The organism is Treponema phagedenis (assembly GCF_008153345.1).
In the GTDB taxonomy this organism is placed as follows: domain Bacteria; phylum Spirochaetota; class Spirochaetia; order Treponematales; family Treponemataceae; genus Treponema; species Treponema phagedenis.
Genome location: NZ_CP042818.1, coordinates 2,211,153 through 2,236,791 on the forward strand (window position 1 = coordinate 2,211,153; position 25,639 = coordinate 2,236,791).

The 25,639-nt window shown below is 40.8% G+C and carries 22 protein-coding genes and 2 pseudogenes; 11 read left to right on the plus strand and 13 right to left on the minus strand.

The window, feature by feature from the left end:
• The first annotated feature begins 449 nt into the window (after positions 1-449).
• Entirely contained in the window at positions 450-1,250 is an 801-nt protein-coding gene (locus FUT79_RS09850) for a TIGR00282 family metallophosphoesterase (protein WP_231577517.1), read from the plus strand.
• A gap of 114 nt (positions 1,251-1,364) precedes the next feature.
• Here FUT79_RS09850 and FUT79_RS09855 read toward each other — a convergent pair whose 3' ends face one another.
• A complete protein-coding gene (locus tag FUT79_RS09855) occupies positions 1,365-2,366 on the minus strand; it encodes a galactose ABC transporter substrate-binding protein (RefSeq protein WP_024752467.1) in 1,002 nt (333 codons plus the stop codon).
• Positions 2,367-2,595: 229 nt separating this feature from the next.
• Complete coding sequence (locus FUT79_RS09860; RefSeq protein ID WP_024752466.1) at positions 2,596-3,303, minus strand: tRNA 2-thiocytidine biosynthesis TtcA family protein; 708 nt, start codon at positions 3,301-3,303, stop codon at positions 2,596-2,598.
• Positions 3,304-4,155: 852 nt separating this feature from the next.
• Between FUT79_RS09860 and FUT79_RS09870 the strand changes: the two genes are divergently transcribed.
• From FUT79_RS09870 to FUT79_RS09895, 6 genes are all read left to right on the plus strand, one after another.
• Positions 4,156-4,818 carry a TetR/AcrR family transcriptional regulator gene (locus FUT79_RS09870; RefSeq protein WP_081718730.1) on the plus strand — a complete coding sequence of 221 codons (663 nt, stop codon included), beginning with the start codon at positions 4,156-4,158 and terminating at the stop codon, positions 4,816-4,818.
• Positions 4,819-4,847: 29 nt separating this feature from the next.
• On the plus strand, positions 4,848-7,652 hold the full coding sequence (locus tag FUT79_RS09875; protein ID WP_024752464.1) for an efflux RND transporter permease subunit: 2,805 nt from the start codon (positions 4,848-4,850) through the stop codon (positions 7,650-7,652).
• On the plus strand, positions 7,649-8,422 hold the full coding sequence (locus tag FUT79_RS09880; protein WP_024752463.1) for an outer membrane lipoprotein-sorting protein: 774 nt from the start codon (positions 7,649-7,651) through the stop codon (positions 8,420-8,422). The genes FUT79_RS09875 and FUT79_RS09880 overlap by 4 nt, the downstream gene beginning before the upstream one ends.
• A gap of 90 nt (positions 8,423-8,512) precedes the next feature.
• On the plus strand, positions 8,513-10,255 hold the full coding sequence (locus FUT79_RS09885) for a hypothetical protein (RefSeq protein ID WP_024752462.1): 1,743 nt from the start codon (positions 8,513-8,515) through the stop codon (positions 10,253-10,255).
• 88 nt (positions 10,256-10,343) lie between these two features.
• Positions 10,344-10,874, plus strand: a complete 531-nt coding sequence (locus tag FUT79_RS09890; RefSeq protein ID WP_002698994.1) for an FKBP-type peptidyl-prolyl cis-trans isomerase — start codon at positions 10,344-10,346, stop codon at positions 10,872-10,874.
• Positions 10,865-11,896, plus strand: a complete 1,032-nt coding sequence (locus FUT79_RS09895) for a Gx transporter family protein (RefSeq protein WP_039943532.1) — start codon at positions 10,865-10,867, stop codon at positions 11,894-11,896. Before FUT79_RS09890 ends, FUT79_RS09895 begins: the two co-directional genes overlap by 10 nt.
• 86 nt (positions 11,897-11,982) lie before the next feature.
• Here the strand turns inward: FUT79_RS09895 and tyrS are convergent, their stop codons facing one another.
• From tyrS to flgG, 3 genes are all read right to left on the minus strand, one after another.
• Positions 11,983-13,203, minus strand: a complete 1,221-nt coding sequence (tyrS, locus tag FUT79_RS09900) for a tyrosine--tRNA ligase (protein ID WP_024752460.1) — start codon at positions 13,201-13,203, stop codon at positions 11,983-11,985.
• 459 nt (positions 13,204-13,662) lie between these two features.
• On the minus strand, positions 13,663-14,181 hold the full coding sequence (locus FUT79_RS09905) for a rod-binding protein (RefSeq protein WP_002698987.1): 519 nt from the start codon (positions 14,179-14,181) through the stop codon (positions 13,663-13,665).
• A gap of 39 nt (positions 14,182-14,220) precedes the next feature.
• Positions 14,221-15,015, minus strand: a complete 795-nt coding sequence (gene flgG, locus FUT79_RS09910) for a flagellar basal-body rod protein FlgG (RefSeq protein WP_148889613.1) — start codon at positions 15,013-15,015, stop codon at positions 14,221-14,223.
• Between the two features lie 438 nt (positions 15,016-15,453).
• Between flgG and FUT79_RS09915 the strand changes: the two genes are divergently transcribed.
• On the plus strand, positions 15,454-15,927 hold the full coding sequence (locus tag FUT79_RS09915) for a dihydrofolate reductase (RefSeq protein WP_024752458.1): 474 nt from the start codon (positions 15,454-15,456) through the stop codon (positions 15,925-15,927).
• A gap of 415 nt (positions 15,928-16,342) precedes the next feature.
• Here FUT79_RS09915 and FUT79_RS15570 read toward each other — a convergent pair whose 3' ends face one another.
• From FUT79_RS15570 to murI, 8 genes and pseudogenes are all read right to left on the minus strand, one after another.
• Positions 16,343-16,546 carry an NAD(P)-binding protein gene (locus FUT79_RS15570; protein WP_024752457.1) on the minus strand — a complete coding sequence of 68 codons (204 nt, stop codon included), beginning with the start codon at positions 16,544-16,546 and terminating at the stop codon, positions 16,343-16,345.
• 30 nt (positions 16,547-16,576) lie between these two features.
• Positions 16,577-16,660: pseudogene (locus FUT79_RS15575) on the minus strand (hypothetical protein); the annotation flags it as partial.
• A gap of 37 nt (positions 16,661-16,697) precedes the next feature.
• Positions 16,698-17,375 (minus strand): 4Fe-4S binding protein, encoded by a 678-nt coding sequence (locus FUT79_RS15580; protein WP_231577650.1) that lies wholly within the window; start codon positions 17,373-17,375, stop codon positions 16,698-16,700.
• Positions 17,323-17,829: a hypothetical protein gene (locus FUT79_RS15585; RefSeq protein WP_024752455.1), complete on the minus strand. Its 507-nt coding sequence runs from the start codon at positions 17,827-17,829 to the stop codon at positions 17,323-17,325. The genes FUT79_RS15580 and FUT79_RS15585 overlap by 53 nt, the downstream gene beginning before the upstream one ends.
• A gap of 31 nt (positions 17,830-17,860) precedes the next feature.
• Positions 17,861-18,540: pseudogene (hypB, locus tag FUT79_RS09925) on the minus strand (hydrogenase nickel incorporation protein HypB).
• A gap of 601 nt (positions 18,541-19,141) precedes the next feature.
• Positions 19,142-21,547 (minus strand): endonuclease MutS2, encoded by a 2,406-nt coding sequence (locus FUT79_RS09930; protein WP_024752454.1) that lies wholly within the window; start codon positions 21,545-21,547, stop codon positions 19,142-19,144.
• Positions 21,544-22,497: a ribosome small subunit-dependent GTPase A gene (rsgA, locus tag FUT79_RS09935; RefSeq protein ID WP_024752453.1), complete on the minus strand. Its 954-nt coding sequence runs from the start codon at positions 22,495-22,497 to the stop codon at positions 21,544-21,546. Before rsgA ends, FUT79_RS09930 begins: the two co-directional genes overlap by 4 nt.
• The gene (gene murI / locus FUT79_RS09940; RefSeq protein ID WP_024752452.1) at positions 22,497-23,300 is read right to left on the minus strand and encodes a glutamate racemase; all 804 of its coding nucleotides are present in this window, start codon (positions 23,298-23,300) and stop codon (positions 22,497-22,499) included. The genes rsgA and murI overlap by 1 nt, the downstream gene beginning before the upstream one ends.
• Before the next feature lie 494 nt (positions 23,301-23,794).
• On the opposite strand from murI, the gene FUT79_RS09945 reads away from it, so the two are divergent.
• Genes FUT79_RS09945 through FUT79_RS09955 form a run of 3 tightly spaced genes read left to right on the plus strand, consistent with a single transcriptional unit; the run spans position 23,795 to position 25,331 of the window.
• Positions 23,795-24,322, plus strand: a complete 528-nt coding sequence (locus tag FUT79_RS09945) for a pentapeptide repeat-containing protein (protein WP_002698961.1) — start codon at positions 23,795-23,797, stop codon at positions 24,320-24,322.
• Positions 24,319-24,912 (plus strand): MBL fold metallo-hydrolase, encoded by a 594-nt coding sequence (locus FUT79_RS09950; RefSeq protein WP_002698960.1) that lies wholly within the window; start codon positions 24,319-24,321, stop codon positions 24,910-24,912. Before FUT79_RS09945 ends, FUT79_RS09950 begins: the two co-directional genes overlap by 4 nt.
• A gap of 2 nt (positions 24,913-24,914) precedes the next feature.
• Positions 24,915-25,331, plus strand: coding sequence for a hypothetical protein (locus FUT79_RS09955; protein WP_002698959.1), 417 nt, complete (start codon positions 24,915-24,917; stop codon positions 25,329-25,331).
• Positions 25,332-25,639 lie beyond the last annotated feature (308 nt).

Consider the following 25,639-nt stretch of genomic DNA (forward strand, 5'->3'; position numbering starts at 1 on the left):
CAACATCACTATGGTAGATTGCTCACCGTTGGCGAACCAGAGGTAAAAATTCTAAAGGGTTCGACCTTGTTCAAATTCAAACGATGTTTAAAAGCATCAACACTGTTTTGTAAAATTGTAGCTTTTAAACTCGTGGCGAACCAACGGTAAAAATTCCAAATGGTTCGCCCTTGTTCAAATTCAAACGATGTTTAAAAGCATTAACACTGTTTTGTAAAATTGAAGCTTTTAAACTCGTAGCGAACCAGAGGTAAAAATTCCAAAGGGTTCGCCCTTGTGTCGGACTCTTTTTTATAAATTAATTTTTTTTTACGATTCGTATAAATGTATTAAAACTGAACAAGGTATCAAAAACACTCTATACGAGTTTTTAAATTCGGCAATGAATTTGCAGCAAAAATAAAATCTCTGATTTGACTTTTTTTTAACTTATGCTTACAATGAAGGAAATGGAAACAACAAAAATATTTTTTGGAGGAGATGTCTGCGGTTTAATCGGAGTCAAAACGCTTAAAAAAAATCTTCCTTCAATTATTGATAGATATGGAATTGATTTTGTATATATTAACGGTGAAAACGCGAGCTCCGGAGTAGGAATACGTCCTTCCGAATCCAATGTTTTTTTTGAGTCCGGAGTTGATGTTATTACGGGAGGGAACCATAGTCTGGAACGTTTTGATTTACGTGATACATACGGTAAAGAACCGCGAATCTTGCGCCCTGAAAATTATCCTTTTGCAAAAGGTTCCGGTATATATATCACGGAAAAAAAATCGCTTACCTATATTGTTATTAATATTCAAGGGCGGGAATACATGAAGCCGATTGATTGCCCTTTTCAAACACTTGATAGAATTTATGATACTATTTTCAAACAATATCCTGATGCACTTATCCTTGTTGATATTCATGCGGAATCTTCTACGGAAAAAGAAGCGCTCGGATACTATCTTGACGGAAGAGCTGCACTTGTTGCCGGCTCTCATACGCACACGCAAACCGCCGATGAAAAAATTCTTCCGAACGGAACCGCCTATATTACCGACGCGGGTATGATAGGCGCAAGATATTCCGTTATCGGAGGAGATCCGGAAATGATCATAAAGCGTGCCCGCACACAGGTGCCGCAGAAGTTTACAATTCCTGAAAAGGGGGAAACTATTTTTTCAGGCATAATTGCGGAAATCCATAATGAAACAAAAAAAGCAATTGCAATTGATCGCATAAAAATATTTGATTATATTGATTAGATATTTTTGCAAGAGATTTTTAAATTGACGAAAGAAAAACAAAAACTCAACCTTTTTACGGTTGAGCCGCCATATTACGCGTAACTGTAAACTAAAACGAGTAATTATAAAGGCTTAGTCAAAATCTGTATAGTTTTCTTTTGTTACCATTTTGCTCGGCACCCAGATATACACTCCGTCAACTATTTTTTCTCCGCACTCGGATGCCGGATTTCCCAAGGCAAGCTCATATGCAAGTTTAAATACGATAGCAGCTTGTCCTTTTGCATCGTTCAAAATAGTTGCATATAAATAACCATCCCTAATCGCTTCAACAGCTTCTGTGGTAGCATCTACTCCAATAATGGGAATGTATTTTTTATCCTGATAATATCTTGCAATCTTAAGCGCATCCATTGCACCTAACGCCATATCATCATTATTTGCAAGAATAAGTTCTATACTGTCTCCAAAGGCTGTTAAAAATTCGCTTGTTTTTTTTCTTGCATCTTCTCTATTCCACCTTGCAGTTTCAGAAGCAAGCTTTTCGATTTTCTTGCCGCTATTCTCCATTGCCAGAATAGAATACTTGCTGCGCAGCTCGGCATCCTGATGTCCCGGTTCTCCTTCCAGCATAACATACTGGATAATACCGTCCCTGTTTTTATCCGCCTGCGGATTTTTATTAAAATAATTGACCGCAAGCTGTCCTTGCATTGTTCCCGACTGTTCCGCCAGGGCGCCGACATAAAACGCCTTATCATAAGATTTTAAATCTTGTGCAAAAGGTTCCCGATTAAAAAACACTATCGGCAAATTTGCCTTTCTTGCTTTTTTAATGATCGGTAATGCCTGTGATCTGTCTACAATATTTACCGCAAGCACATCGACATTTCTTTCAATTAATCTGTCAACTTGCTTGTTCTGAATCGGTTGAGAATTTTCCCCGTCAAGTATAAGGAGCTCTGCCTTATTTTTGCTTGCGGCATTAATCGTCGACCGCATAATTGTGATAAAACTATCATCATATTTATAAACAACCACTCCGATGCGAGGTTTTTTAACGCCTTTATTAGTACAGCCGACAAGTACTCCAAGCATTGCAATACATATACCACAAGCAATTAGTCGCTTCATTTCTTTCTCCTTACATGTATAAAAACATATCCTAGTCTTAGTTTTACTATACTGCAAAATCTTTAATCTGTCAAAATAAATCTTAGGTAGCAATCTCCGTACCTCAGTCCATCAGAATGTACATAGCGAAGGAAATTAAATCGCAGCCCACGGAAGTACGGTTTTATTCTTTGCGTAAGATTCAATTACTTTGAAAGCTGCGATTTAAGCAAAGGTTTTTTGTGTTTTTTCAAGGAAGATATTGAGGACGAATGTTTTTGAGTGAAGTAAAAAGTTTTAGCTTTAGCTCATAGCTGCCGCCGGTTAAAGCGTCAAGGCGGGATCGAGCTTCCTTTCGCGTAGAATTTGATTGGTAATTACAAGTACAGGTAGAAGAAAAATAGTTTTGCATTTGTGCATGACGGACAATCATCGGAATATCCGCAAGGCAAAGCGGACGAATCATCGTTATCGGATACTTTTCAAATTGCAATACCGGCGGCATTGTGGAAAGAATACCTTTACCGAGTGCATTCATTAAAAGTGTTTCCAAAATATCATCAAGATGATGCCCGAGCGCAATTTTGTTGAATCCGTTTTTCAATGCAAAATTATTCAGCTCGGTTCTGCGCTGACTTGAACACCACCAGCAATTCATACGATGTCTTTCTTTAAGCCGTCCCAACACTGAAACTGTTTTTATAATCAGCGGAATGCCCCAGCGCTCAAATAGCTCTGCAAGATTTTGATTAAAAGGACTTCCGATGTCCGTTGCAATATGCATTGCGCTTACCGTAAATTGCGCATCTCGTCGTTTTAAACGCGCCGCAAAATATTCAGCCAAAGCGGTAGAATCCTTGCCACCCGATGCTCCGATAAGAATACGGTCTCCATCTTTTATCATCTGATAATCAGATACCGCTTTATCGATTGTTCTGAATAATTTAGGATTTGCCATAGGATGCTATTGTATCTGAAAACAAAAGAAAAACGCAAGCACTTACACGAAAATCACAGGCTGTACGCACAAAAAATAAAAACATACATTTGTGGGTGTTGGGTTTGAAATTTTCTTTTATCCGACTTATTTTTAGTTGTCGGAGTTTAGTACGTATAAACTTCCGGCGGAATCGGTATATCGTTTTTTTGATAATTCTATCCGTTTTTAATACACCTTACAAAAATCAAGACAATTTTATAAAAAAGAGTTCGACACAACGGTTTCATTTTGCCATCCGTGGCAAAATGAAACCTATGAGTTTGAAAACTCCTATTATACAAATGTGGTAGTTTTCAAACTCAATTCTGTGTGGAACCACGGGCGTCTGTGCCCGTTCTGATTTTGCCATCCGTGGCAAAATTATACCTTGCGAGTTTTAAAGCTTTGGAAACAGTCTTGCTTTAAAACATCGCTGCTGCTTGGAACCACGGGCGTCTGTGCCCGTTCTGACTTTTGACGTCCATGTCAAACCAAACCTGTCTGCGTGGAACCACCGCCACGCCCTGATTTTTAGTATTCTTGATTAAATCAGTGCTGCGAGTTTAAAAACTCCTATTTATGTCGGTGTGGTAGTTTTTAAACATCGTTTTACATTGTTCTGAGTTTTGACAACGGTGAGTAAACTTACCATAGGAATGCTAAATCCAACATTCGGTAAGCCGCCTGTTGATTTTCCGTTTAAGTATAAGAGAAGTTAATTGCGGAACGCTATACCGGGATTTTGGTGTTCAGTTTTTCTTAAATATTTTTTTAGAGCTTGACATTTATGACCAAGAGTTATAAGATGACCAACAGTCAGTAAACGGAGTTATGATGGGAATTGCAGATAGAAAAATTCGTGAACGGGAAGCGCGTCGGGCAGCTATTCTTGAGCAGGCGATGCAGCTCATTCATGAAAAAGGAGTAAACTCGTTCAATATGCAGGATCTTGCCGATCGGTTAGAGCTGAGCAAGGCAACCTTGTATCTTTCTTTTAAGAGTAAGGAAGAACTTTTATCTGAACTCATGTCTGATGCCTTGGATGAGTTTATCCGTTCGGTGGAACCGCAAATCAGCGATTCAAAGACAGGAATAGAAGGCTTGCGTAAGTTATGGCTTTGTTATCTTGAAAATTTCAGTAAAGAAAATGAACTTTTTTTGGCAATGGGAATTCAAAACACCCTTGCCGTAGGAATGCCTTTACACACCGCCATTTCAGGAGATGGCAATTCTTCTATGCAAAAAATAGTCAGTCTGATTAACAATATTTTACAGCACGGACTTGCAGACGGAACCTTGGATGCTTCTATCCAGCCCGCACAGGTAACTAAAATGTTAATTCTTATTGCTACCGGTATTATACAAAGTGTGGCCCAACTACCGGAAGAATTACGCGACCCGAACAAAATTACTCAAGAAATGAAATCGATATTTGAAATTATTTTACGCGGTCTTGCTTCGGATCGGGTAGATAAAACAAACTTACATTTATAAATATCACAAAAGATAGAAGGAATAAGAGTATGAAAGAAAAACAACCGAAAAAATCAAGCACAAAAAAAAGAAATCGTTTTTTTAGTTTTGAACGGTTTTATGCACATCCGCTTGTGATGCTTTTAGTTATTTTAGGTATCACCATATTTTTTGCCTTACAGCTTTTATATGTGCAGCTGGACAATAATAATTTCCGATTTATTCCGAAAACGGATCCGGCTCGTATGGCGGATCAAAAAATTTCCGAAATATTCGGTCCCGAACTGCCTATCATGATCGGAATAAAGCGGGAATATTCTACAATCCTTGATAAACAGTTTCTTGATAAGGTAAGAGAGCTGATAAAGGAATTTGACACTATCAAGTTGGTAAAAACCGATGGGGTAATCTCTGTTTTGTCTACAAAACATATTGAAAGCGGCATCGGTGGAGAATCAATTCACACCGATGATTTGATTCCTGAAAACTTTACCGGCAGTCCTGAGGAAATAAGTGCCGTGCGCGAAAAATTGCGTGACTGGGAACTGTATGCACGCAGCCTTATTTCGGACGATCTGAAATCTATGCAAATTATGATTTTCTTGGATACGGAGCATTCAAGCAGCGGCGGGCCGGAGGCGATGGCTGCCTGTCAGCAAATTATGGCAATGCTGGACAACTGGGACTGCCCCGATGCCGAAACCTATATTACCGGTATGACTATTTTCAGTGAAATTATTAACGAGGCTACCGCTCACGATTTAAAATTTCTCATTCCTTTGGTAATTATTGTTGTGGTAGTAGTTCTCTTTTTATCTTTCAGGCGCTTTACCGGTATTTACTTGCCGCTTTTAACGGTTATCATCTCTACAATCTGGGCAATCGGTGCTATGTCTTTATGCCGAGTTCCCTTGTCAATTTTATCTACCGTTTTGCCCGTTATCTTAATCGCCATAGGCAGTGCATACGGAATCCATGTTATCAATCACTATTTTGATCAAGTAGTGCAGGATACTACTATTTCCAAAGAAGAGCATGCAAAACAAGTTATCAATTCAATACGGCATATTATACGCCCGGTATTCTTAGCGGCACTTACAACCTTTGCCGGATTTGTTTCTTTTTGTTTTACTTCCGTGCCTCCTATTTTTGAGTTCGGGATATTTTCAAGTTTCGGTGTTATTGCCGCTTTCAGTATTGCGGTTACTTTGATTCCCGCTATTTTGATTTTACGCGGTCCCAGAAAGCCCATAATGAGTCAATTATTTAAGAAAAGACGAAAAACGGAAGAACAGCTTGAGCAACGAAGCCGCCGAATGGATCAGGTTATTACAAGCACCTTATTGGTAATTAACAATCACCGCAGAACGATTTTGTTCGGCATGCTTCTTCTCGTTGTTTTTTCTGGTTTAGGAATGTCTAGGCTGGTGATTGATAATGTGATGATGGAATATTTTGAACCGACCGTTCCTGTTGTACAGTCTGATGTCTTTATACGTGAAAAATTCGGCGGCTCAAAACTCTTAAATGTTTTAATTTCAACCCCCGATAAAGACGAGACAATATTACGCCCCGATGTTTTGCAGGCAATGGACGGATTAACAACCTATCTTGAAAAAAATGTTCCGGACGTAGGAAAAGTAACTTCTATTGTTCCGCTCATTAAACGAATCAATCAAGTATATAATGCGGATGCTTCGCCGGAAGGTTTACCTGAAAGGAAGGTTATTGCGGAAAGCTCGTCAGCCGATGACGGATTTGGTGATTTCGGCAGCGATAATGATGATAGTTTCGGAGATTTCAGTATTGACGAATCGGAAACCGCTGAGCATACAAACAGCTCAAGTTATAAAATTCCGGAATACAATTTCCCGACTCTTTTAACCAATCTGAATAAGATAATACGAAATTCGGATAAGGATACCATGACCGCGGATGAGCTTGTAACCGAGCTTGAAAAACAAAACAATTACAGAGGTTTGGCATATTATGAGATTCCTTCAGATCCTAAAAAATACGGTGTAAGTACGGAAAAAGAGTTAGAGGCAATTATTAATGATTATTTAGTGTTGCTTGCGGGGAATTCCAAGGGATTTGTCGATGAGCCGATAAAACCGCGAATACTTAAAATGAATTTGCAATTACGGACTCTCGGACAAAAAGATTCCGACCAAGTATTGGATACGGTTAAAAAATATATCCAAAATGAATTTCCGCAAGATTTACAAATAGAGTACGGCGGTTATGCACTGATTGAAAAATCACTTAATCACCTAGTTGTTGAATCACAGCTTATATCGCTCGCGGTCTCTTTTGTAATTGTCTTTTTGATTATCGCGATCTATTATCGGTCGGTTGTTGCGGGGCTTATCGGAAGTGTGCCGCTGTTTATTTCAATCATGGTTAACTTTGGCGTAATGGGATATTTCGGGATTAAGCTTAATATCGGTACTGCAATGGTTGCAAGCTTTGCAATAGGAATAGGTATTGATTATACGATACACTACCTTGCTGCCTATCATTCCGCATATCTTCAAAATAAGGGCGAAAACTTTTTGCCGCAAACATTTTACGGTTCCGGAAAGGCAATATTGTTTAATGCGGCATCGGTTGGAGCGGGCTTTGCGGTGCTGATGCTTTCAAAGTTTAATATGCTTGCGGAACTCGGTCTTTTGATTGCAATTGTGATGGTAACAAGCTCTTTTGCAAGTTTAACCATTTTACCAACAATATTAAATATTGTGAAACCTAAGTTTATTACAAAGGTTTTAAAAGCAGACAGGGTGGAAGCTTTAATTGATGCAACGAGCGAGGAGGAACCCTCGTCGGAATACAGTATGGAGGAAAACAAATGAAAAAGAAATTTTTTGCATTACTGATCGGTTTTTGTGCAATCGGTTTTATTTTTGCGGATGATGCTGCGGAAATTATGAAACAGGCACGAAAAAATGCGGATGTGGATTCTGTCGGCACACAGGCGGAAATGCACTTACAAAATAACGGTAAAACCGTAAATATTCTGAAAATAAATCAGTATACGTCAAAAAATAAGAGCGGTGATCAAAGAACTTTTATTGCTTTTACCGCACCGGCAAATGTACGCGGAACACGTTTTTTAACTATTCAAAAAAAGAAGGGAGCTCTCGATCAGCGTATATTTTTACCGTCGCTCGGAAAAGTTCGTCGTATTGCGGGAGCAACCGAAGGAACCACCAGTTTTATGGGAACAGACTTTTCCTATAATGATATTTCATTTATGAGCAGAGACCTTGATCTTGATGTATACAAAATTGTGAACACCGAAAACTTTAACGGTAAAGATTGTAATGTTATTGAATCCGTGCCGAAAGATACAAAATATGAATACTCAAAAACTCTTTTATGGATAGAAAAAGGGAATAATCGTTTTTGGAAAGCGGAATTTTATGATAAAAAAGGTGCCGCGGTAAAACGTATTGAGCTGTCCAATTATAAAACGCTGCAGGGTATTGATACGCCAATGACAATAAAACTTACAACGCTTAGTGCAAAAACATCTACATTGATCAAAGTCCTTAAAATGCAATATAATATGGAAATACCTGAAAAAGTTTTTACTGCTCAATATCTTGAGCTTGGAAAATAAGAGTTACAACACGGAGAGCGTTTGCTCTCCGTATTAACCTAATTCTTAAGTTATAATTCTGCATAGGATGTGTTTGCAAAAGGAGCGTGTATGAAGCAGATTGTGTTTATTTTTTGTTGCCTATTTTCTTTTTATATATGGGCACAAGAAAATACCGAAGATACCGATGCCCCATTAAGTTTTGAAAGTTTTAACAGCGAAGAAGCTTCTGCCGAATCTGCTGATACCGACAGTCAAAACGATGATTTCGGTTTTGGCAGTTTTGATCATCAGGGAGATTCGGCTGAAGACGCTGAAAAAAATTTTAAGATTTCCTTTGGCGGCGCTCTTTATGCAGGCGGTAGACTTTTTTTTAATGACTTTAAAAAGTTCAAAGATTTTCATCCGGGCTCTCTTGTATGGGGCAATTTGCATATACGAGCGGAAGCCCCGCTTACCCAAGCATATTTCGGGGTGGATTTAAGCGATCAAACGCTTCCGATTAATCTCGGTTATAAACCGAAAATTTTCCCGCCTAAACCGCAAATTCCTAATTTTATTGAGCAGGCATATATGCAGTTATCGGTCGGTCCGGTTGTTTTCGGCGGAGGCATAAAAAAACTGACTTGGGGAAGGGCGGATGCAATGAGCGTGCTTGATGTTATCAACCCGCAAGATTACAGCGATATGTCCGTGCTCGATTTTGAAAAACTGAAAATTGCCCGTCCGATGTTTTACCTTACCAGTTACCTTCCGCATGATATGCGCCTTGAGGCGGTTTTTTTGCCCGTCTTTGAAGGAGATCGTTTTGCTTTAACTGGGAGATGGGCGCCCGTACAGCTAACCGAAAAAACCTCCGTTGAATCTTTGTTGTCTACGGAAAATCTTGCAAAAATAAAAGAGATAAAAGATCAGATGCTGAATCCACTAAACATGCTTCCTCCCGGGTTAAAAGGTCTCATACCTGAAAGTATATTACATGATATCTCAGCCCCAATCGGAAACGCATCTTTACCAAAGATAGAAACTGACAAAATTCCCGATATAATAATGGATAGTGTTTTTAGCGATTTGGAAAAAAAGACCTCGACAATTAAATATGCGCAAGGCGGCATTCGCTACACTGCTACAATAAACGGCGCCCATGATCTTGGCTTTCAATATTATTACGGAAGATGGCATCGTCCTGCTATGAAAATGGATATTGATAAAATAAATGCCACTATAAAAAAATATACGGATTTGCTTAAAAGAGTATTGGATCCTCTAGCTAAAAAAGAAGAAAAAGAAAAGGCTATAGAAGAGCTAAAAACGATAAAATTTCCTACAGATGCTATCGGATTTGACTACAATCCCTATCACCAAATAGGTATTGATTACGGGACTACTGTGGGGCCGGTAAATCTTAGGGCTGAATTCGCGGCAAATATCACCTACGATATAAAAGGAAATGACCCCTCGGTGTATAATCCGTCCTTAGCATGGAACTTCGGACTTGATTATACTACACCTTTTGGTATGATGTTGAACGGAACCGTTGTGGAAAACATTCGTTTAATGCAAAAGAAAACAAATGAAAATAAATTTGATATTGAAAAAGGCACCAACGCGACGAATACAAAAATTGTTTTTGTAATTGACCAAACTTTGTTACGAGACTCTTTGCACTTAAAATTGAATACGGTTGTCGGGATTGAAGATGCCGATTTTATGATTTGTCCCGCGGTAAGCTGGCAGTTCGGAACCCTGCTTGTTGATTGCAGCCTTGGATTCTTTGGCGGCAAAAAAACGGGTGAACTCGGGCAGTACCGCGGCAATCACTATATAAAAGCATCGATCGGCTATGTTTTTTAAAAAACTATGAGCCAAATCTGTTTGCAAATTTATTTTGGTATATAATTTCTACTTGTACCAAAAAAGGAAAAATGCTAGTATAAGCCTTATGAAAATTACGAAAGATTGTGTTGTAAACATTGAGTATACACTCAAAGACGAGGCGGGAGAAATTCTTGATTCTTCCGCTGTGATGGGTCCTTTGGAATATGTACAAGGGTACGGAATGTTGATTCCCGGACTTGAAAAAGTAATGGAAGGAAAAGAGCCTGGAGATAGTTTTGATATTACCGTTCCGCCTGCCGAAGCATACGGCGAGATAGCCGAAGGCTTAAAACTGGAAGTAGATCGCAGTCAATTTCCTCCCGATGTTGAGATTGAAGTAGGAATGCAGTTTGATGCGGGATCCGGACACGAAAGCAGATTGGTTACCGTTACCGACATTGACGGTGATAAAATCTTTATTGATGCAAACCACCCGCTTGCAGGCGAAACTCTACATTTTGATATTGAAGTGCTTTCCGTCAGAGAAGCAAGCGAAGAAGATTTAGCTTCTATTTTATACGGCGGCGGTTGTGATTGCGGCGATCATGATCATGATTGTAGCACAGGCTGCGGAAGCTGCTGCGGATGCCACTAAGTAAACAAAAACAAGACAGCCTCATACCTCTGTTCGGGGCTGTCTGTTTTTTTCTTTCCGTCATCGAATTTATGATCCCCAAGCCATTACCTTTTTTGCGCTTGGGTCTCGCTAACCTCCCGCTTTTATTTGCGGCAGACCTTCTTTCTTTTTCCGGATATTTATTACTTGTTTTTATCAAGATAATCGGCCAGGCGGTTATAAACGGAACGCTCTTTTCTTATATCTTGCTTTTTTCGATGGCGGGCAGTATTTCTTCGGCGCTGGTAATGTTCGGCTTAAGAAAAATTTCAGGTAAATACCTGTCATTTATCGGAATAAGCGTAGCAGGTTCGTTTTCATCAAACATGGTGCAGTTATTACTTGCACGGTTTCTTATTTTTGGTGAAGGCGTATGGTATATTCTCCCGCCGTTTTTTATTATCGGAGCGATAACCGGCGTTGCGCTTGGCTCTTTTGTAAACAGTTTTGTTGAAAATTCCTCATGGTATCAACAAATTACCGATGAAAATTATACGTTCATGATAAAAACTGCAGAAAAAGAGGATACTGTTTCTCTTACTCAAATTTATATACGCATAGCAGTCGGGTTCCTTTTTATTTTGTTGCTGGTTTTTGTCAATCTGCCTGCCGCCAAGGCGATAGTTTTCGGTGCTGCTCTCATTCTCTGTTTAATTGACAGACAAAAAATTCACTTTATCTCGCTTTTTCTTATTTCGGTCAGCATTATTGTTTTTAATCTTTTGCCGCCTTTTGGAAAGGTGCTTTTTTCCGTCTTCGATTTTCCTGTTACTGCCGGAGCGCTGCTTCGCGGCATAGAAAAGGTTCTAATTCTTGAAGGAATGATTTATACTTCCCGATGGATGCTTAACTGTCCGATAAAATTGCCGGGCGCTATCGGAAAAAAAGTATCTGACTCGCTGATTATTTTTAAGAAACTTGTCTTGGTAAAAAGTGAATTTCGGTTTAAGGACATTATCGGAAGCCTTGACGAAATATTATTCAGTGTGGAACTCCTTTAAAAAAATCCTTTATCGCCGTATTGATACAATACTAAGTGCTGATAGTAAAATTAAAAGCCTTAGCAAGACCTAAGGCTTTTAAACAATCAGCGCACGATTATTCGAACAAATCGTTTTTTCCCTGCCCGCAGAATGAGTTCTTTTTCAGAATTAAGATTTTCCGTATTAATCATTGCTTTTATATCTTTTATCGTTGCCTCACCGACAAAGGCACCGCCTTGTTCGATAAGACGGCGAGCCTCACTTTTTGAAGACGCTAATTGCGCTTCGACAAAAAGCGCAACGATGTCAATACCTTTTTCAAAAACCGTATACGGCATCTCTATTGTTGGCATGGAACTTTTATCGCCGCCTGCTCCAAAGGCTGCTCTGGCTCCTTCCAAGGCGCTGTCCGCCGCTTCTTTTCCGTGAATGAGGCGGGTAACCTCATAGGCAAGTTTTTCTTTTGCTTTATTTATATTTTCAGCAATATAAGAGTCAATCTCTTCTATTGGTAGGAAAGTAAAAAGAAGCATGAATTTTCGAACATCAGCATCCATTGTGTTGCGCCAATATTGGAAAAACTCATACGGGCTAACCAGTTCGGGATCAAGGAAAAGCGCACCCTTTTCAGACTTGCCCATTTTTTGCCCGTCGGCACGGGTTACAAGTGCGAACGTTAACCCAAAAACCTCTTTACTGCGTAACCGTCGGATAAGATCCACGCCTGCAACAATATTTCCCCATTGATCATCACCGCCGATTTGCATTTCTATATTGTGTTTTTCATTGAGCATTAAAAAGTCATAGCTTTGTAAGAGTTGATAATTAAATTCAATAAAAGAAAGACCGGTTTCCATTCTTCTTTTATATGATTCAAAAGAAAGCATCCTGTTTACTGAAAACTGTGAGCCGATTTCGCGCAAAAAATCGATATAGTTAAGGTTTGCAAGCCAGTCCTTATTATTTGCATGAAAAATAGTTTTGCCGTCGAAGTCTAAAAACCTTCCCAACTGTGCAATAATGGACTCAACATTTTTGTCTAAAGTTTCATAGCTGAGCATTTTTCGCATTTCTGTTTTTCCTGAAGGATCACCGATTCGTGCCGTACCTCCGCCCGCTAAAATACAGGCTTTATGCCCGAAAGCGCATAGATGCCGCGCAGCAAAAACCGGCAACATGTGCCCGATATGTAAACTTGGCCCTGTGGGGTCAATGCCTACATAAAAGCTTATCGGCCCCTTATCCATTCTTTCGGAAAGGCCTTCAAGGTTCGTACACTGTTGGAAAAATCCTCGCTCTTGTAATACTTTCAATGCTTCGTTCATAGTTTAACATTATAACGTTTTCTATTTTTTAGTCAAGGGAGAATAATTTTTGTGTCAAGCCACTATAAAAATGTCCCCTTTTTATTATGCGAAAATGAGCTTTGGCGACCTCCTTGCCTGGTTTATTAGTAAGTTCTATAAAATTCAGTTTCATGTTATTCCATACCAATCGTGTCGTTCCATCCAAACGTTTCCGTACGGTAATTGCTGTTTTCGGTCTTGGAAGTTTTTTATTTGCTTTTAGTATTTGGAAGAATTTATTTTCATATCGAACAATATAATCATTATTTACAACGCGTTGTTTGATGTGTTGGAATGCTGCAAAGGTTAAATAGGCTTATAAAAACAGGCTGCCGGTTATCAGCCGGCAGCCCTTATTGTATCTGTGGAGACGTACTATGAAACAAAGTCTTTTATTGAAGTGTAAACCGTTCGCATGAGCGGCGGCAGAAAACCGCTTTATACTTTTTCGTTTAATTGTAAATAGATTTGGTCTGCCAAACCGAAACCTGCATTTGTCGTTACATCGCGGGTAAGCTGGTCGTACATCATATCTTCATACATTTTACCCGCAAAGCTTTGCTTTCCCGCTAAAGACGTATGCGACAGGGTGTTCCGCATTGAGCTAAGCATAATTTTTACAAAATAAGATTCAAGCTCCAATGCTTGTGTGTATAATTTGCTTGTTTTATCGATTGTTTTTTCCTCACCGAACCGCTCCCGTGCAAGACCGTGCGGTTTTGCCTCGGTGTCGGCTTGGGTGGGATTTTCTTTTTCAAAGGAGCGGATATAATCGCCCGGAAGTTGTGTTGCAGACAGACTGCCGCCATTATGCACCACCTCCGATTGCATGCCGTGATTGCGCATGCGGTCAAGCATTTCGGCAAAATTGCCCGTCTGCGTATGATCCTTTGCGCGCGAAATTTCCGGCTTTTGCGGAGTTTGTATCGGAACTGTCTGTACGGTTTCTATTTTCATATTTTACACTCATCTTTTAATTTTAAGCTAGGTAAAACCTTATCGTTTTAAGCCAACTGCGGTGCCGAGCATATTATCGCTGGTTTGAATTGCCTTTGAATTAAATTCATAGGCGCGCTGGGCTACAATCATGTTGACCATTTCGCTGACGGTAGAAACGTTTGACATTTCCAAAAACTTATGCTCGGTTTTACCAAAGCCGTTAAAGCCCGGCCGTCCGGGGATTGCCTGTCCTGAAGCAGGTGTTTGTTTGAAGAGGTTGCTTCCTTCCGCCGCAAGTCCGGCGTTATTCTGGAATCTATAAAGCTCAATTTGACCTACTTCAATGGGCTCATCTTCTTCCCCAACACGTACGGTAACGCGCCCGTCCTGTGATATTGCAATGCTGCGCTCAACATAGTTTTCGGGGAAAATAATTTCCGGCAAAACGCGTAAACCGTTTGAGGTAACCAGCTGACGGTCTGCATCAATTTTAAAAGAGCCGTCGCGCGTATACGCATAGGTTCCGTCATATTGCAGAACGCGGAAAAAACCCTCGCCCGCAACAGCAACATCACTGGTAAGTCTGGTATGCTGCAATGCGCCCTGCTCAAAAATACGCTGTGTTGCCGCAAGCTTTGAGCCGTGCCCCATTTGAATGCCAACCGGCGTAATGGTATCCTCGGTAGCGGGTGTTCCCGCACTTTTTACCGTTTGATACAAAAGGTCTTCAAATTCCGCCCGCTGTTTTTTAAAACCGGAAGTATTTACGTTTGCAAGGTTATTTGCCACCGTATCAATATTTGCCTGCTGGCTATTCATACCGCTTGCCGCTGTCCATAAACTTCTAATCATATCGCACCCCTGTTTTTATTATTTACTTCTATCAAAACTACTATAAACTACTATAGTAGGTATCGGCTTTTTTCAGCTCATACTTAGATACTTTATCAAAAAAAACTCAGGGGCTTACGCATGAATAGGGACAGCCGGCCATTGTATAATATTTTTTTAATAAGTCGATTATATTTTTTAATACATCTTACCCAAAACGTAAAAAATTTTATAAAAAAGAGTTCGACACGACGCAACGGCGAGCAATTTACCATAAGAATGCTTAAATCCGCAGTCCCTTATTGTTGATACCCCGATTTGTATAACAGGAAGTTAATTACAAAACGCTACACTTGTTCATGCGTAAGCCCTGCAAAAACCTTCAGTCTGATTGACAAAACAGTGCTAAGACACTAATTTTGAAAGCGTAATGATAACAAACCTCAGGGAGTTCTACGGATGACAGTTTCTTTTATTTTAGCGAGAAGTGAGAACAAGGCAATCGGCTACGCGGGCGGATTGCCGTGGCTTTGCCCCGAAGACATGGCGTATTTCAAAAAACGCACAATGGGCAGCCTCTGCCTTGTGGGAAGAAAAACATTTCAAACCCTGCCGCAAGGCGGGCTGCCGGGACGCCGTCTTATTGTAATAACCTCTCGTCCCTTCGTTCAAAGCGATACCGTACAATCAGCTGCCGGCATAGAAGAGGCACTGCAGCTTTGCCAAGGCAGGCAAAACGTATTTTGCATTGGCGGCTTAAGCCTCTACAAACAGCTTCTTCCCTTTGCGGAGGTTATTTACCTTACCGAGGTTCACGGAACATACGATGGCGATGTTTTTTTCGGTGATGATCTTTTAAGCGGCTTTGAACGCGTTTCCTTACAGCAGGGCGAAACCTGCGACTTTATCGAGTATCGCCGAAAATTACATTGAATATAACCAATCGGGCCGGTGCGGTTTGAATGTGCCACAAACCGGCTAGTGGCTGCGGCTCTTTTTGCGCTGATTTTGGCGCGCACAATTTGCCGCTTTTAGCCATTGATTGGATGTATGGAAGCGCACGGGCAGCAGCAAGCGCAAACAAGCGGAACTAATGTAGCGTTTTTTAATAACTCAATTATATTTTTTTGATACATCTTACAAAAACCATAAAAAGTTTTATAAAAAGAGTTCGACACGGCGCAACGGTGAGCAATTTACCATAGGAATGCTGAATCTGCAAGCTATTATTGCCAATGCTCCGATTACTAACAGCAACTTAATTAGAAAACGTTACACTAAGGAGCCCAAAGTTTTTTGGAAGAAGGCTTATGCAGAAAAATTTTGCCTCACTGTTGCGTGTAAATCATCATATCGCCCGGTTTTCATTTTTTTCAAACACCGTTGGTCGATATCCTTTTTCAGCAAGATAAAAGGCACAGCTCAAGCCCGCGGGGCAGCCTCCGATAATGGCTATCTTTTCTGTAAATAAACGCCCGGTTGTCGGCGGTATTATCGGCGGGATATAGCGCGTTTTTGCATCTAAATCTTGACGGGCAATAAATTTTTTCACTTCATCAATGGCAACTGCTTGGTCAATGCTGCCGCGTGTGCAGGCATCCTCGCAGCGGCGGTTACAAACATAGCCGCATACTGCCGGAAAAAGGGGTTTTCTTTTTTGATCAATGCGAGTGCTTCTGTGTACTTACCCTGCACTGCCTTTTTCAAGTAGCCCTGCACGGCAATATGGGCAGGACAGGCCGTCTGCACGGCGCAGTTCCGGTGTCGTAGCAGTTAATGCGGCTATTCTCGCGGTAACCTTCATTCCACTTTTCCAGCTCCCATTTGACATTATCCGGAAGCTCCTGCTTGGAGTATACAATGTGGCCGTCTTTTGTGCATAATTTTTGCCCGAGCCGTACCGCTCCCGCAGGGCAAAATTCTACACAGCGGCCGCATGCCACACAGTCTTTTTCCTCTACACGGGCCACATAGGCTGAGCGGGATAGGTTGGGCGTGTTAAATAACTGTGAGGTACGCAGTCCGTAACAGGTGTTGGCGTTGCAATTACAGATAGCAAAGATCTTATTTTTGCCGTCTATATTGGTAATTTGATGGACAAAACCGTTGTCTTCAGCTCGTTTTAAGATTTCCATAACTTCTTCATAGGTAACATAGCGCCCATCCTTGTTTGTCTGTACCGCATAATCGGCCATATCGCCTACCCCTATGCACCAGTTTTCAGGGTCATCGCCGCAGCTTTCACCGAGAATCTGCCGAGACATTCGGCACGAACAGGGCGCGGCGGCATATTTTCCTTCGTATTTTTTGAGCCAATGAGAGATGTGCTCAATGTCGATAGATTGGTTTTCCAGTTCGATGGCTTTTTCCACCGGTATCACAGGGCATACCGATGCCCCCTCCTCCGGGCGGCACCATGGGACTTGCTTTTTCAAGCGGCAGCCGTGACATCCGCTCAAAGAATTTTGCTAATTCCGGATACTTTTCTAACCGCTTCTTATTCATGTTCATAAATTCAGCGCTGCCGGGTACAAACATGGGAAGGATATACTGCTTTTCTCGTCTGGGATTTTCCCAGTTATATTCAAGGATGCCGAGTTCGCTCATGTCATCGAGCAATTGCTGCAGTGCTTTTTCTTCCTTTTTACTTATTTTTAGCAGTTGCTCAAAGGTCATCGGCTTGCGCATCTTCATTTTAAGTGCAAGTTCTGCCATCTCATCAGTAACAACACTCGCTAAGCCCCAATATTCAGGATCATCCGTAGTTACTTTATGGCCAAGTCTATCCGTGAGCTTTTGCCCCAGTTTTATTATCAGTTCTCTTCGTTCTGGCATAGTTGCCTCCTATTGAGTATTTTCTTGCCAATTAGCTATTGTTCCATTCTTGTACCGCAGCTTTCAACCAGGTTATCCATACGTCTATACCCTCACCGGTACGCGCACAAATGGGAATAATCAGAGCATCCGGATTACGCTCCAAAATATTACGCTTACAAGTTTCCATATCAAAATCAAAATATGGAAGCACATCAATTTTATTAATGATGACTACATCACAAGTGGAAAACATGAGTGGATATTTAAGCGGTTTGTCATCGCCTTCGGGAACACTAAGTATCATAACATTTTTGCGGCACCGGTATCAAATTCTGCGGGACAGATGAGATTGCCGACGTTTTCAAGGATAACAAGATCAATGTCGCCAATTCCAAGTTCAGAAAGACCTTCTGTGGTCATACTTGAATCCAGATGGCACATACCACCTGTATGGAGCTGAATAACTTTTACACCGAGTTCGGAAATTGTTTTTGCGTCGACATCAGAATCAATGTCGGCTTCCAGCACAGCGATACGAATCTCATTTTTAAGCTATTCTATGGTTCGAGACAGCATCGTAGTTTTTCCTGAACCGGGTGATGACATCAGATTTAGCAAAAACACTTTCTTTTCTTTTAATGCTGCTCTCAATGCCTCTGCCCGCCGATTATTGTGTTCAAAAACAGTCTTTTTAACTTCAATAATCTTAAACGGTTTTGTTTCATTCATTGCATACTCCTTGTCATTTTGATGACCACAGCAATAGTGTAACATGGTTTTTGAATTTTTGTAAAATATCTTTATAAAAAATGTATTATTGATTTTGGTTTAATCGTTTTATTCGCATCATATTATTTGTTTTATAACTAATGCAAAACGCTTGTTGGGATTTCCTTACTATAATTATGAACAAACTGAACGTATCTGTTTTGATAGTTTTACCGTTTATTATAATGGTTTTAATTTCGTATTTATACATGGGTTTTCTTGGTCGCCTATTGAACAAAAAAAATTCACTGCGGCTCATTTTACGCCTTATTTCCGCGGTACTGACATTCTCTTTTATTTTCCTGCATTATTCATATCTTTATTTAGTTGAAGGAGTAATCAATTGAGGATTACCGAATTTTTTGAATCAAATTATCTCACTTACCATTATACACTGATTAAGGCATCGAAAAGTGGCTTGCGGATTTTGCATTCCTATGGTGAATCCGCGATTTGCCTGTTGCTATTTCGATTAGTATACCGAGAGTTAATTGCAGGAACGCTACAGTAGTAGCCGAGAAAACAAAACGGGTGTTCCACAGAGTAAAAGCAAGAAAAGTTTTTATTCTAAATGTACGATTGTTTTACCGGTGCCGCCGTCTTCGGGGCGGGCAAAATAAAAGTTTTGAACAAAGGTGGTTTGTTTGAGTTTTTCGTGTACCATGGTTTGTAGAATGCCAGATCCTTTACCGTGAATAACGGCGAACTCTTTTATGCCGTGCATTGCGGAAAGGTCAAGCTGATCTTGCAAAGCTTTTTCAGCTGCTTCGATTCTTAAGCCAAGCAGGCGCAATTCAAATTGGGGGCGTTTATCCGAAGATATTTCGGTTATAATTTGAACGGGTTGTTTTTTTTGCTGTTCCGATTCAAGCGGCTGTAAGTCGTTTTCAAACACAACCATTTTGACAGTATCGAACGAAACAAGCCATGTGTCTTTTTTTTCTTTTCGGATAAGCGTACCTTTGCGGCGAAAGCTTGATACATAGACGGTCATGCCTTCGGTAAAGGGTGTTTGCGGCGTTTGGTGTTTATTTTTATCGGATCTTTTTTTAATTAAGGCAGTAAGCTCCGCGTTTTCTTCGCGCATGCCGGTTTTCTCTTCGGCAAGTTCGCTTTCAAAATTGTCAAACCATTGCTTTACCTTTTTTGTTTTTTCAGATGTGAGCTCGCCTTCTTTAATTTCCCTGATTAAGTTTTCAAGCTCTCGGCGCTTATCGCTGAAAAGATTATCGAGGCGTTTGTATCCCTGTTTGCGCAGCTCCAATTCTTTTTGCTTTAATTGCAGCTCTTTTAAATCAATCCGGCGTCTGTCGCTGCGCAAGGCTTGTTGCTCAATTTGTTTTTCTTCTTCAAACTTATTGAGGTCTGCATGTTTTTGCACAAGACTTTGAATGAGTGCGGAAACATCCGCACGATTATCCTGTATGTATGCACGAGCTTGCGCTATGATATGTTGCGGCATGCCGTTTCTTTCAGCAATGTCGATTGCGTGGCTTTCTCCGGGTACGCCCATGATAATTTTATAGGTTGGGCTTAAAGTGCTTTCGTTAAATTCAACGGAGGCGTTGACGCAGTTCTGTTTGGTGTATCCGTAATTTTTTAAACTGCCGTGATGTGTGGTAACAAAAACAAGCGCATCGCGTTTTGCAAGCTCGTCAAGGACAGCCATTGCAATTGCCCCGCCTTCCAAAGGGTCGGTGCCGCTTGCAAGCTCATCAAGGATAATGAGGCTCTCCTTATCAGCCGAGCGAAGAATTTCCGCAATGTTTTGCATATGTGCGGAAAAGGTTGAAAGTGATTGCTCTAAGGATTGTTCATCGCCTATGTCACAAGCTATGAAGTTAAAATACGGCAAACAGGTTTGCGCACCGGCGGGAACAGGCCAGCCGGTTTGGTTCATTAAAGCAAAAAGCGCAGCGGTTTTCAAACTTACGGTTTTGCCGCCGGTATTCGGCCCCGTGATAATAAGAAGCCGATCGTTTGCTACAAGTTTTAAATCGATGGGCACCGCTGTTTTTCCAAGCAGCGGATGGCGTGCCTGATGCAGAAAAAATGCCGCCGTGTCTTTTTGCGGCTGAGCGGCAAAAACACAGTGAAAGTTTTTTGCCCACTTTGCACTTGCGGAAACGCAATCTAATGCGATAAGCTTTTCGGAAAGCTCTTCCAATGCGGGTGCATAGGCTGCAATTTTTGCCGTTAATTCTTTTAAAAGCCGCTGTAATTCCCGATCGTACTCGGCATGAGCGGAAAGCAATTCATTGTTTTTAAACACAATTTCTTCCGGCTCAAGATAAAAGCTTTGCCCCGATTGGGAATACTCATGAATGATTCCTTTAATTCTTCCTTTAAAATTGGAGCGCACCGAAAGTACTTGCCGTCCGTTTCGCAGCACGGGAATATTTGTTTGCAGTAAATCCCGCGTGTGTTCGTCGGTAAAATATGAGCGCATGGTTTTTTCAATATCCGATTCAATGGCTGCAATTTTATTTTTTATGCTTCGCAGCTCCGGGATGTCTTTTAGGTCACCGTCTTCGTCTATAAATGAAAACACCGCTTTGTATACTTCAAGAAGATTGGGAAATGTTCTGATAAATTGCAATACATCCTGCTGCGGCGTTTTATTTGCATTTGCTTTTTCAAAAGCATCTGCCCATGCGTGCAGCTCGTTGCAATGCTTTGCGGATATTCCTATCGAATAGATTCCCTCAATGCTTAATGCGCTTCCCTCTTTGCCGAGACTTTGCAAAAACTCAATAAGGGGCGGGCGTTTTTTTACCGGCGGTTCCGCTCCCGTTTGCAGCAATGATAAAAAATCCGAACCGAGTTTTTTTTCCGCAGTAATTTTTTCTTTATCCGTTAACGGTTTTTTTTGAAGACACGCTGCCCTGCCCTCTTCGGTTACACAATATGCTGCGATGGCGGCGCATATCTTATTAAATTCCAATACTTCAAGTGTGTGTTCCGTCATGAATAATCCTCGGCGGTAAGAGCTTCAAGTTCTTCACTGATAAGCCGCCAGCTTTCATAGCGGTCGGGATGGATGCCGCCGTTTTCCAGTGCATGCAAAATTGCGCAGCCTTCTTCGTGCGTATGCGAACAGGATAACCCGAAGGTACAGGTTCCCAAAAGTTTTTGCATTTCGGGAAAATACAAGGCAAGCTCATCGGGCTTCATTCCCCAAATAGCAAAATGCCGAATGCCCGGCGTATCAATTACTTCGGTTTTTGATTCCGTACCGTCCCGAAAGCGGTGTGTTGCTTTAAGAAGTATGCCCTGCGTTGTGGTGTGAATTCCTCGATCGTATTTGCTTGAAATTTCGGCGGTTCTTAAATTGAGTGTAGGATCAAGGGAATTCAGCAAGGTTGACTTTCCGACTCCCGACTGGCCGATAATAGCAACGGTTAAACCTTCAATTCGTTTTGCAAAGCGTTCCACGCCCGTATTGTTGAGCGCTGAAAGTTTCAGTGTTTCATAACCGATTCGTTCCCAATCGTTTATGCGCAGTCTTACTTCGTCCGTAGTATCAAGGTCGGTTTTGTTTATTACAATTAAAACGGGGATTTGTTCGGCTTCCGCCTGCACCAAAACACGGTCAATAAAACGCGGGCGAAACGGAGGGTTTGCGGGGCTGGTAACACAAACAAGTAAATCAATATTGCAGGCAAGGATTTGCGGCTTATCCGTTTTTTGATTCCAACGCACAAAGTGATTTTTTCTTTTTTCCAACGAAACAATCTGTCCCTTTTCTTTGTCATGGGTATCTTCATCAACTAATACAAAGTCCCCCGGAGCTAAAGGGTTATAATACCCTACCGGGTCTTCCAGTTTTTTTCCCCGTATGGAGCAATACCGAACGGTGCCGTCTTCACAGCTGACATCAAAAAAATTATTGGCTCCGCAAAGAACCTTTCCTCTGATCAAAGAGCCCCCCCCCATCGAAGTTGAAATAGTTTTGAATACATTCGATATTGTTCTTCAATATGAGTATCAAGTGCTGCGGTTGCATAGCAGGAATTCGGCGGAGCATCAGGATTTTTTTTACAGGGTGCTATGCGTAATGCTTGATGAATTACTCCGCTGCGTGTGTCTATTATTTGCATGTCAGATCCGGCAGCCGATTCAAAGACATCTTCGATATGTAAAAAATGAGTACATGCAAGAATAATTGAATCCGTATTTGCTTTTTTGAATTGCTCAAGCGCCGGCTGTATTGCTTTTAATTTTTCCTCATAGGAATCGGTAATAAGTCCGTCTTCAATTTGCGCAATAAGTTCTTGATCCGCTCTTTTTTCAAAATAGCAGCCGCTGCCGAATTCTTCGATAAGCCGTTCCGTATACGGATCACAAACCGTACGTTCGGTTGCCAAAATACCGATGCGTTTATTGCGTGATTGTTTAACGGCAAGTTTTATTCCGGGAACAGTACCGACAAAGGGAAGGGTAAATTTTTTCCGCAATGAATCCAATGCCATTACGGACATGGTGTTGCATGCCACAATAATGATTTCAGGATTAAATCGTGCAATCAGTTTTTCAACCGTTTCGGAAGCAAAGGCAATTACCTCTTCTTTTGTTTTTTTCCCGTATGGAAAGTGTGCATTATCGGCGACATAGACCATAGAAGCGTCGGGCTCAAGCTCATGTAAGTATTGCAAATACGGTAAGCCGCCGGTTCCTGAATCTATAAATGCGTATTGGTATTGCTCGTTTTTTTTCGTCATAGTTTTATCCGTTACTGGTTAAAATATAAAAGAGGAAGACTCTTTTTTGTAAAAGCGCTGCCTTTTTCTCGATACCGAGTTATCAGAGCTTTAACATGAAAACCTTCTTTATCGGAGTGTGCTTTCCGTTTTCCGCTATTTTTCGCTACTGAATTCGAGCGGCAAAAAATACTGCGAAGTTCCTTCACGCATGGCTGTGTAGGGTGCGGACTGCGCGTTAGTGGCTTGGAGGGCATCGGGCAAGTTTTTCAAAACTTGTCCGATGGTACATTTTTGCGCGCCCAAAAAGCGCAAAAATACCGAAGCCGATAGGCGGAGCCCGGAATGACACGGCGGTTTGCGAGTGTTTAGTTCCGGCATGGGTAATGCAAAGCCGGCTTTACGAAAAAGTTCAAACCGCAACGCCCATATGATACCTTTTAGGCCTTCATGCTTAAGCTGTAACTGAATAATATCCTTTTGACAAAAAAGCTGCAATACCGTACACTGTGTCCATGTTTAGTACGAACTGCGTTCTGACAAAAGATGTTTTTCTCAAAGAGTACGGAGCGGAAAAAAATATCAACTCGGTTAATGTTTCCGATCAGGTTTTTGAAAATATTGATTTCTCGGAAAAGATACTTACCGGCACCTGCTTTTCAAACTCGGTGTTTAAGAATTGTATCTTTGACGGCATAAGAATGCGTATGTCTTTTTTTGAGTTTTGTCAATTTCAGAATTCATCATTTAAAAATTCCGATATACAATTCAGCTCGTTTTCGGGAAGTAGTTTTGAAAAGGTGAGCTTTAAAAATTCAGTCTTACTGCATAATAATTTTAATGGAATCCGTGCCGATGAAACCGTTTTTGATGATTCGGATTTGTATAATTCCCGTTTTATTGCCGCAAAACTGAAATTAACCGGCTTTAACAATTGCAATATACGTAAAACTCGTTTTTTTAAAAATACCTATGATGCGGTATCATTTAAATCTTCAAATACACGGGAAGCGTTTTTTGGAAAAGGAGAAAATCCCGAATGAAAATATATTTTCATTATTCAATCGGCAGTTTTACTAACTCCTATCTTGTCGGTAATGAAAAAACATCCGAGGCTATTATGGTTGATCCCGGACGCATTACAACGGAGATTATACACAATATTGAAAAAAATAATTTTTCTTTGCGAGCGGTTTTTATTACCCATTGTCATGCAACATATTATGATCATGGTTTGCAAACAATTATGAATGTATATCAGCCGGAAGTTTTTGCAGCAGACACCGAAGTTGATACAATAAAAACAAGCGTTTTGCGCGGAGACGGTTTAATTGAGCGAGCAGGTTTTACGATTGAATATTTTTCAGTTCCCGGATACTCTCCCGATTCTTATATGTTTAAAATACAGAATGTACTTTTCACCGGAGATTCGTTATCTGCGGGAATGATTGGCGAAACCGCAAATATCTATGCGGGAAAAAACTTATTAAAAAATTTGCATACAAAGATTCTCTGCCAAGATGAAAATATTATTCTTTTTCACGGGCATGGGCCGCCTTCTTCATTGAAATCTGAATTACTCTATAATGATGAGTTACATTATCCCTATGTATCTTTACAACCACAAGGATAAACATGAATACGGAATGTTTTTATGCAATTGTATTGCCGGGTAATTTGCTTTCTGTTTTGTATGAGGAGCAACGGCTTTTTCAAACGCTGATAGAATCTCAGTTTAGAAAAATGCCTCCTTTTTTGAAATATGAGAAAAGATATGATCAAAGCGTATTAAAAATCTCCGCGCCTGAATTACGAGACGGGTATTTGATTAGGCAATGCAGTATGCAGGGCGAAAAACTTTCAGAATGTTTTGTTTTAGGTTTTGGCGGTGTGCATGCCGAAAAACTGATAAAAACCATGCCTGAGTTAAAAGCGCAGAGTAAGGTGCAAAATATTTTTCTCCCCTTGCAGTGCAGCAATTGGCGGTTAGCAAAAGTAGAACTTACACATTACGGTACCTATGGGATATGCTGGAAACTGCGGGAACTATGATAGCGGGTTTTTTGATGACTCAATCCATTTTTCATGCATCCTGAATTGTCAAGTTAAGCTAGACACGGATACACAAAATCCATAAAAACTTCTATTGGTGTTTTGTATCCCAGGGATTTTCGTGGGATGTTGTTTCTGTAATTGGCTACCGAAATAATCTCCGATTCTTCACTTATATTGAAGTCGCTCTTCTTTGGCAGTCCGTCTCTTCTGAGTAACCCGTTTGAGTTTTCGTTCATTGTGTATTGACTCGGAAAAACGGAGTCTGGAAAAAAGATAGAGCTGTCATGCAGGGACAGATGTTTCTC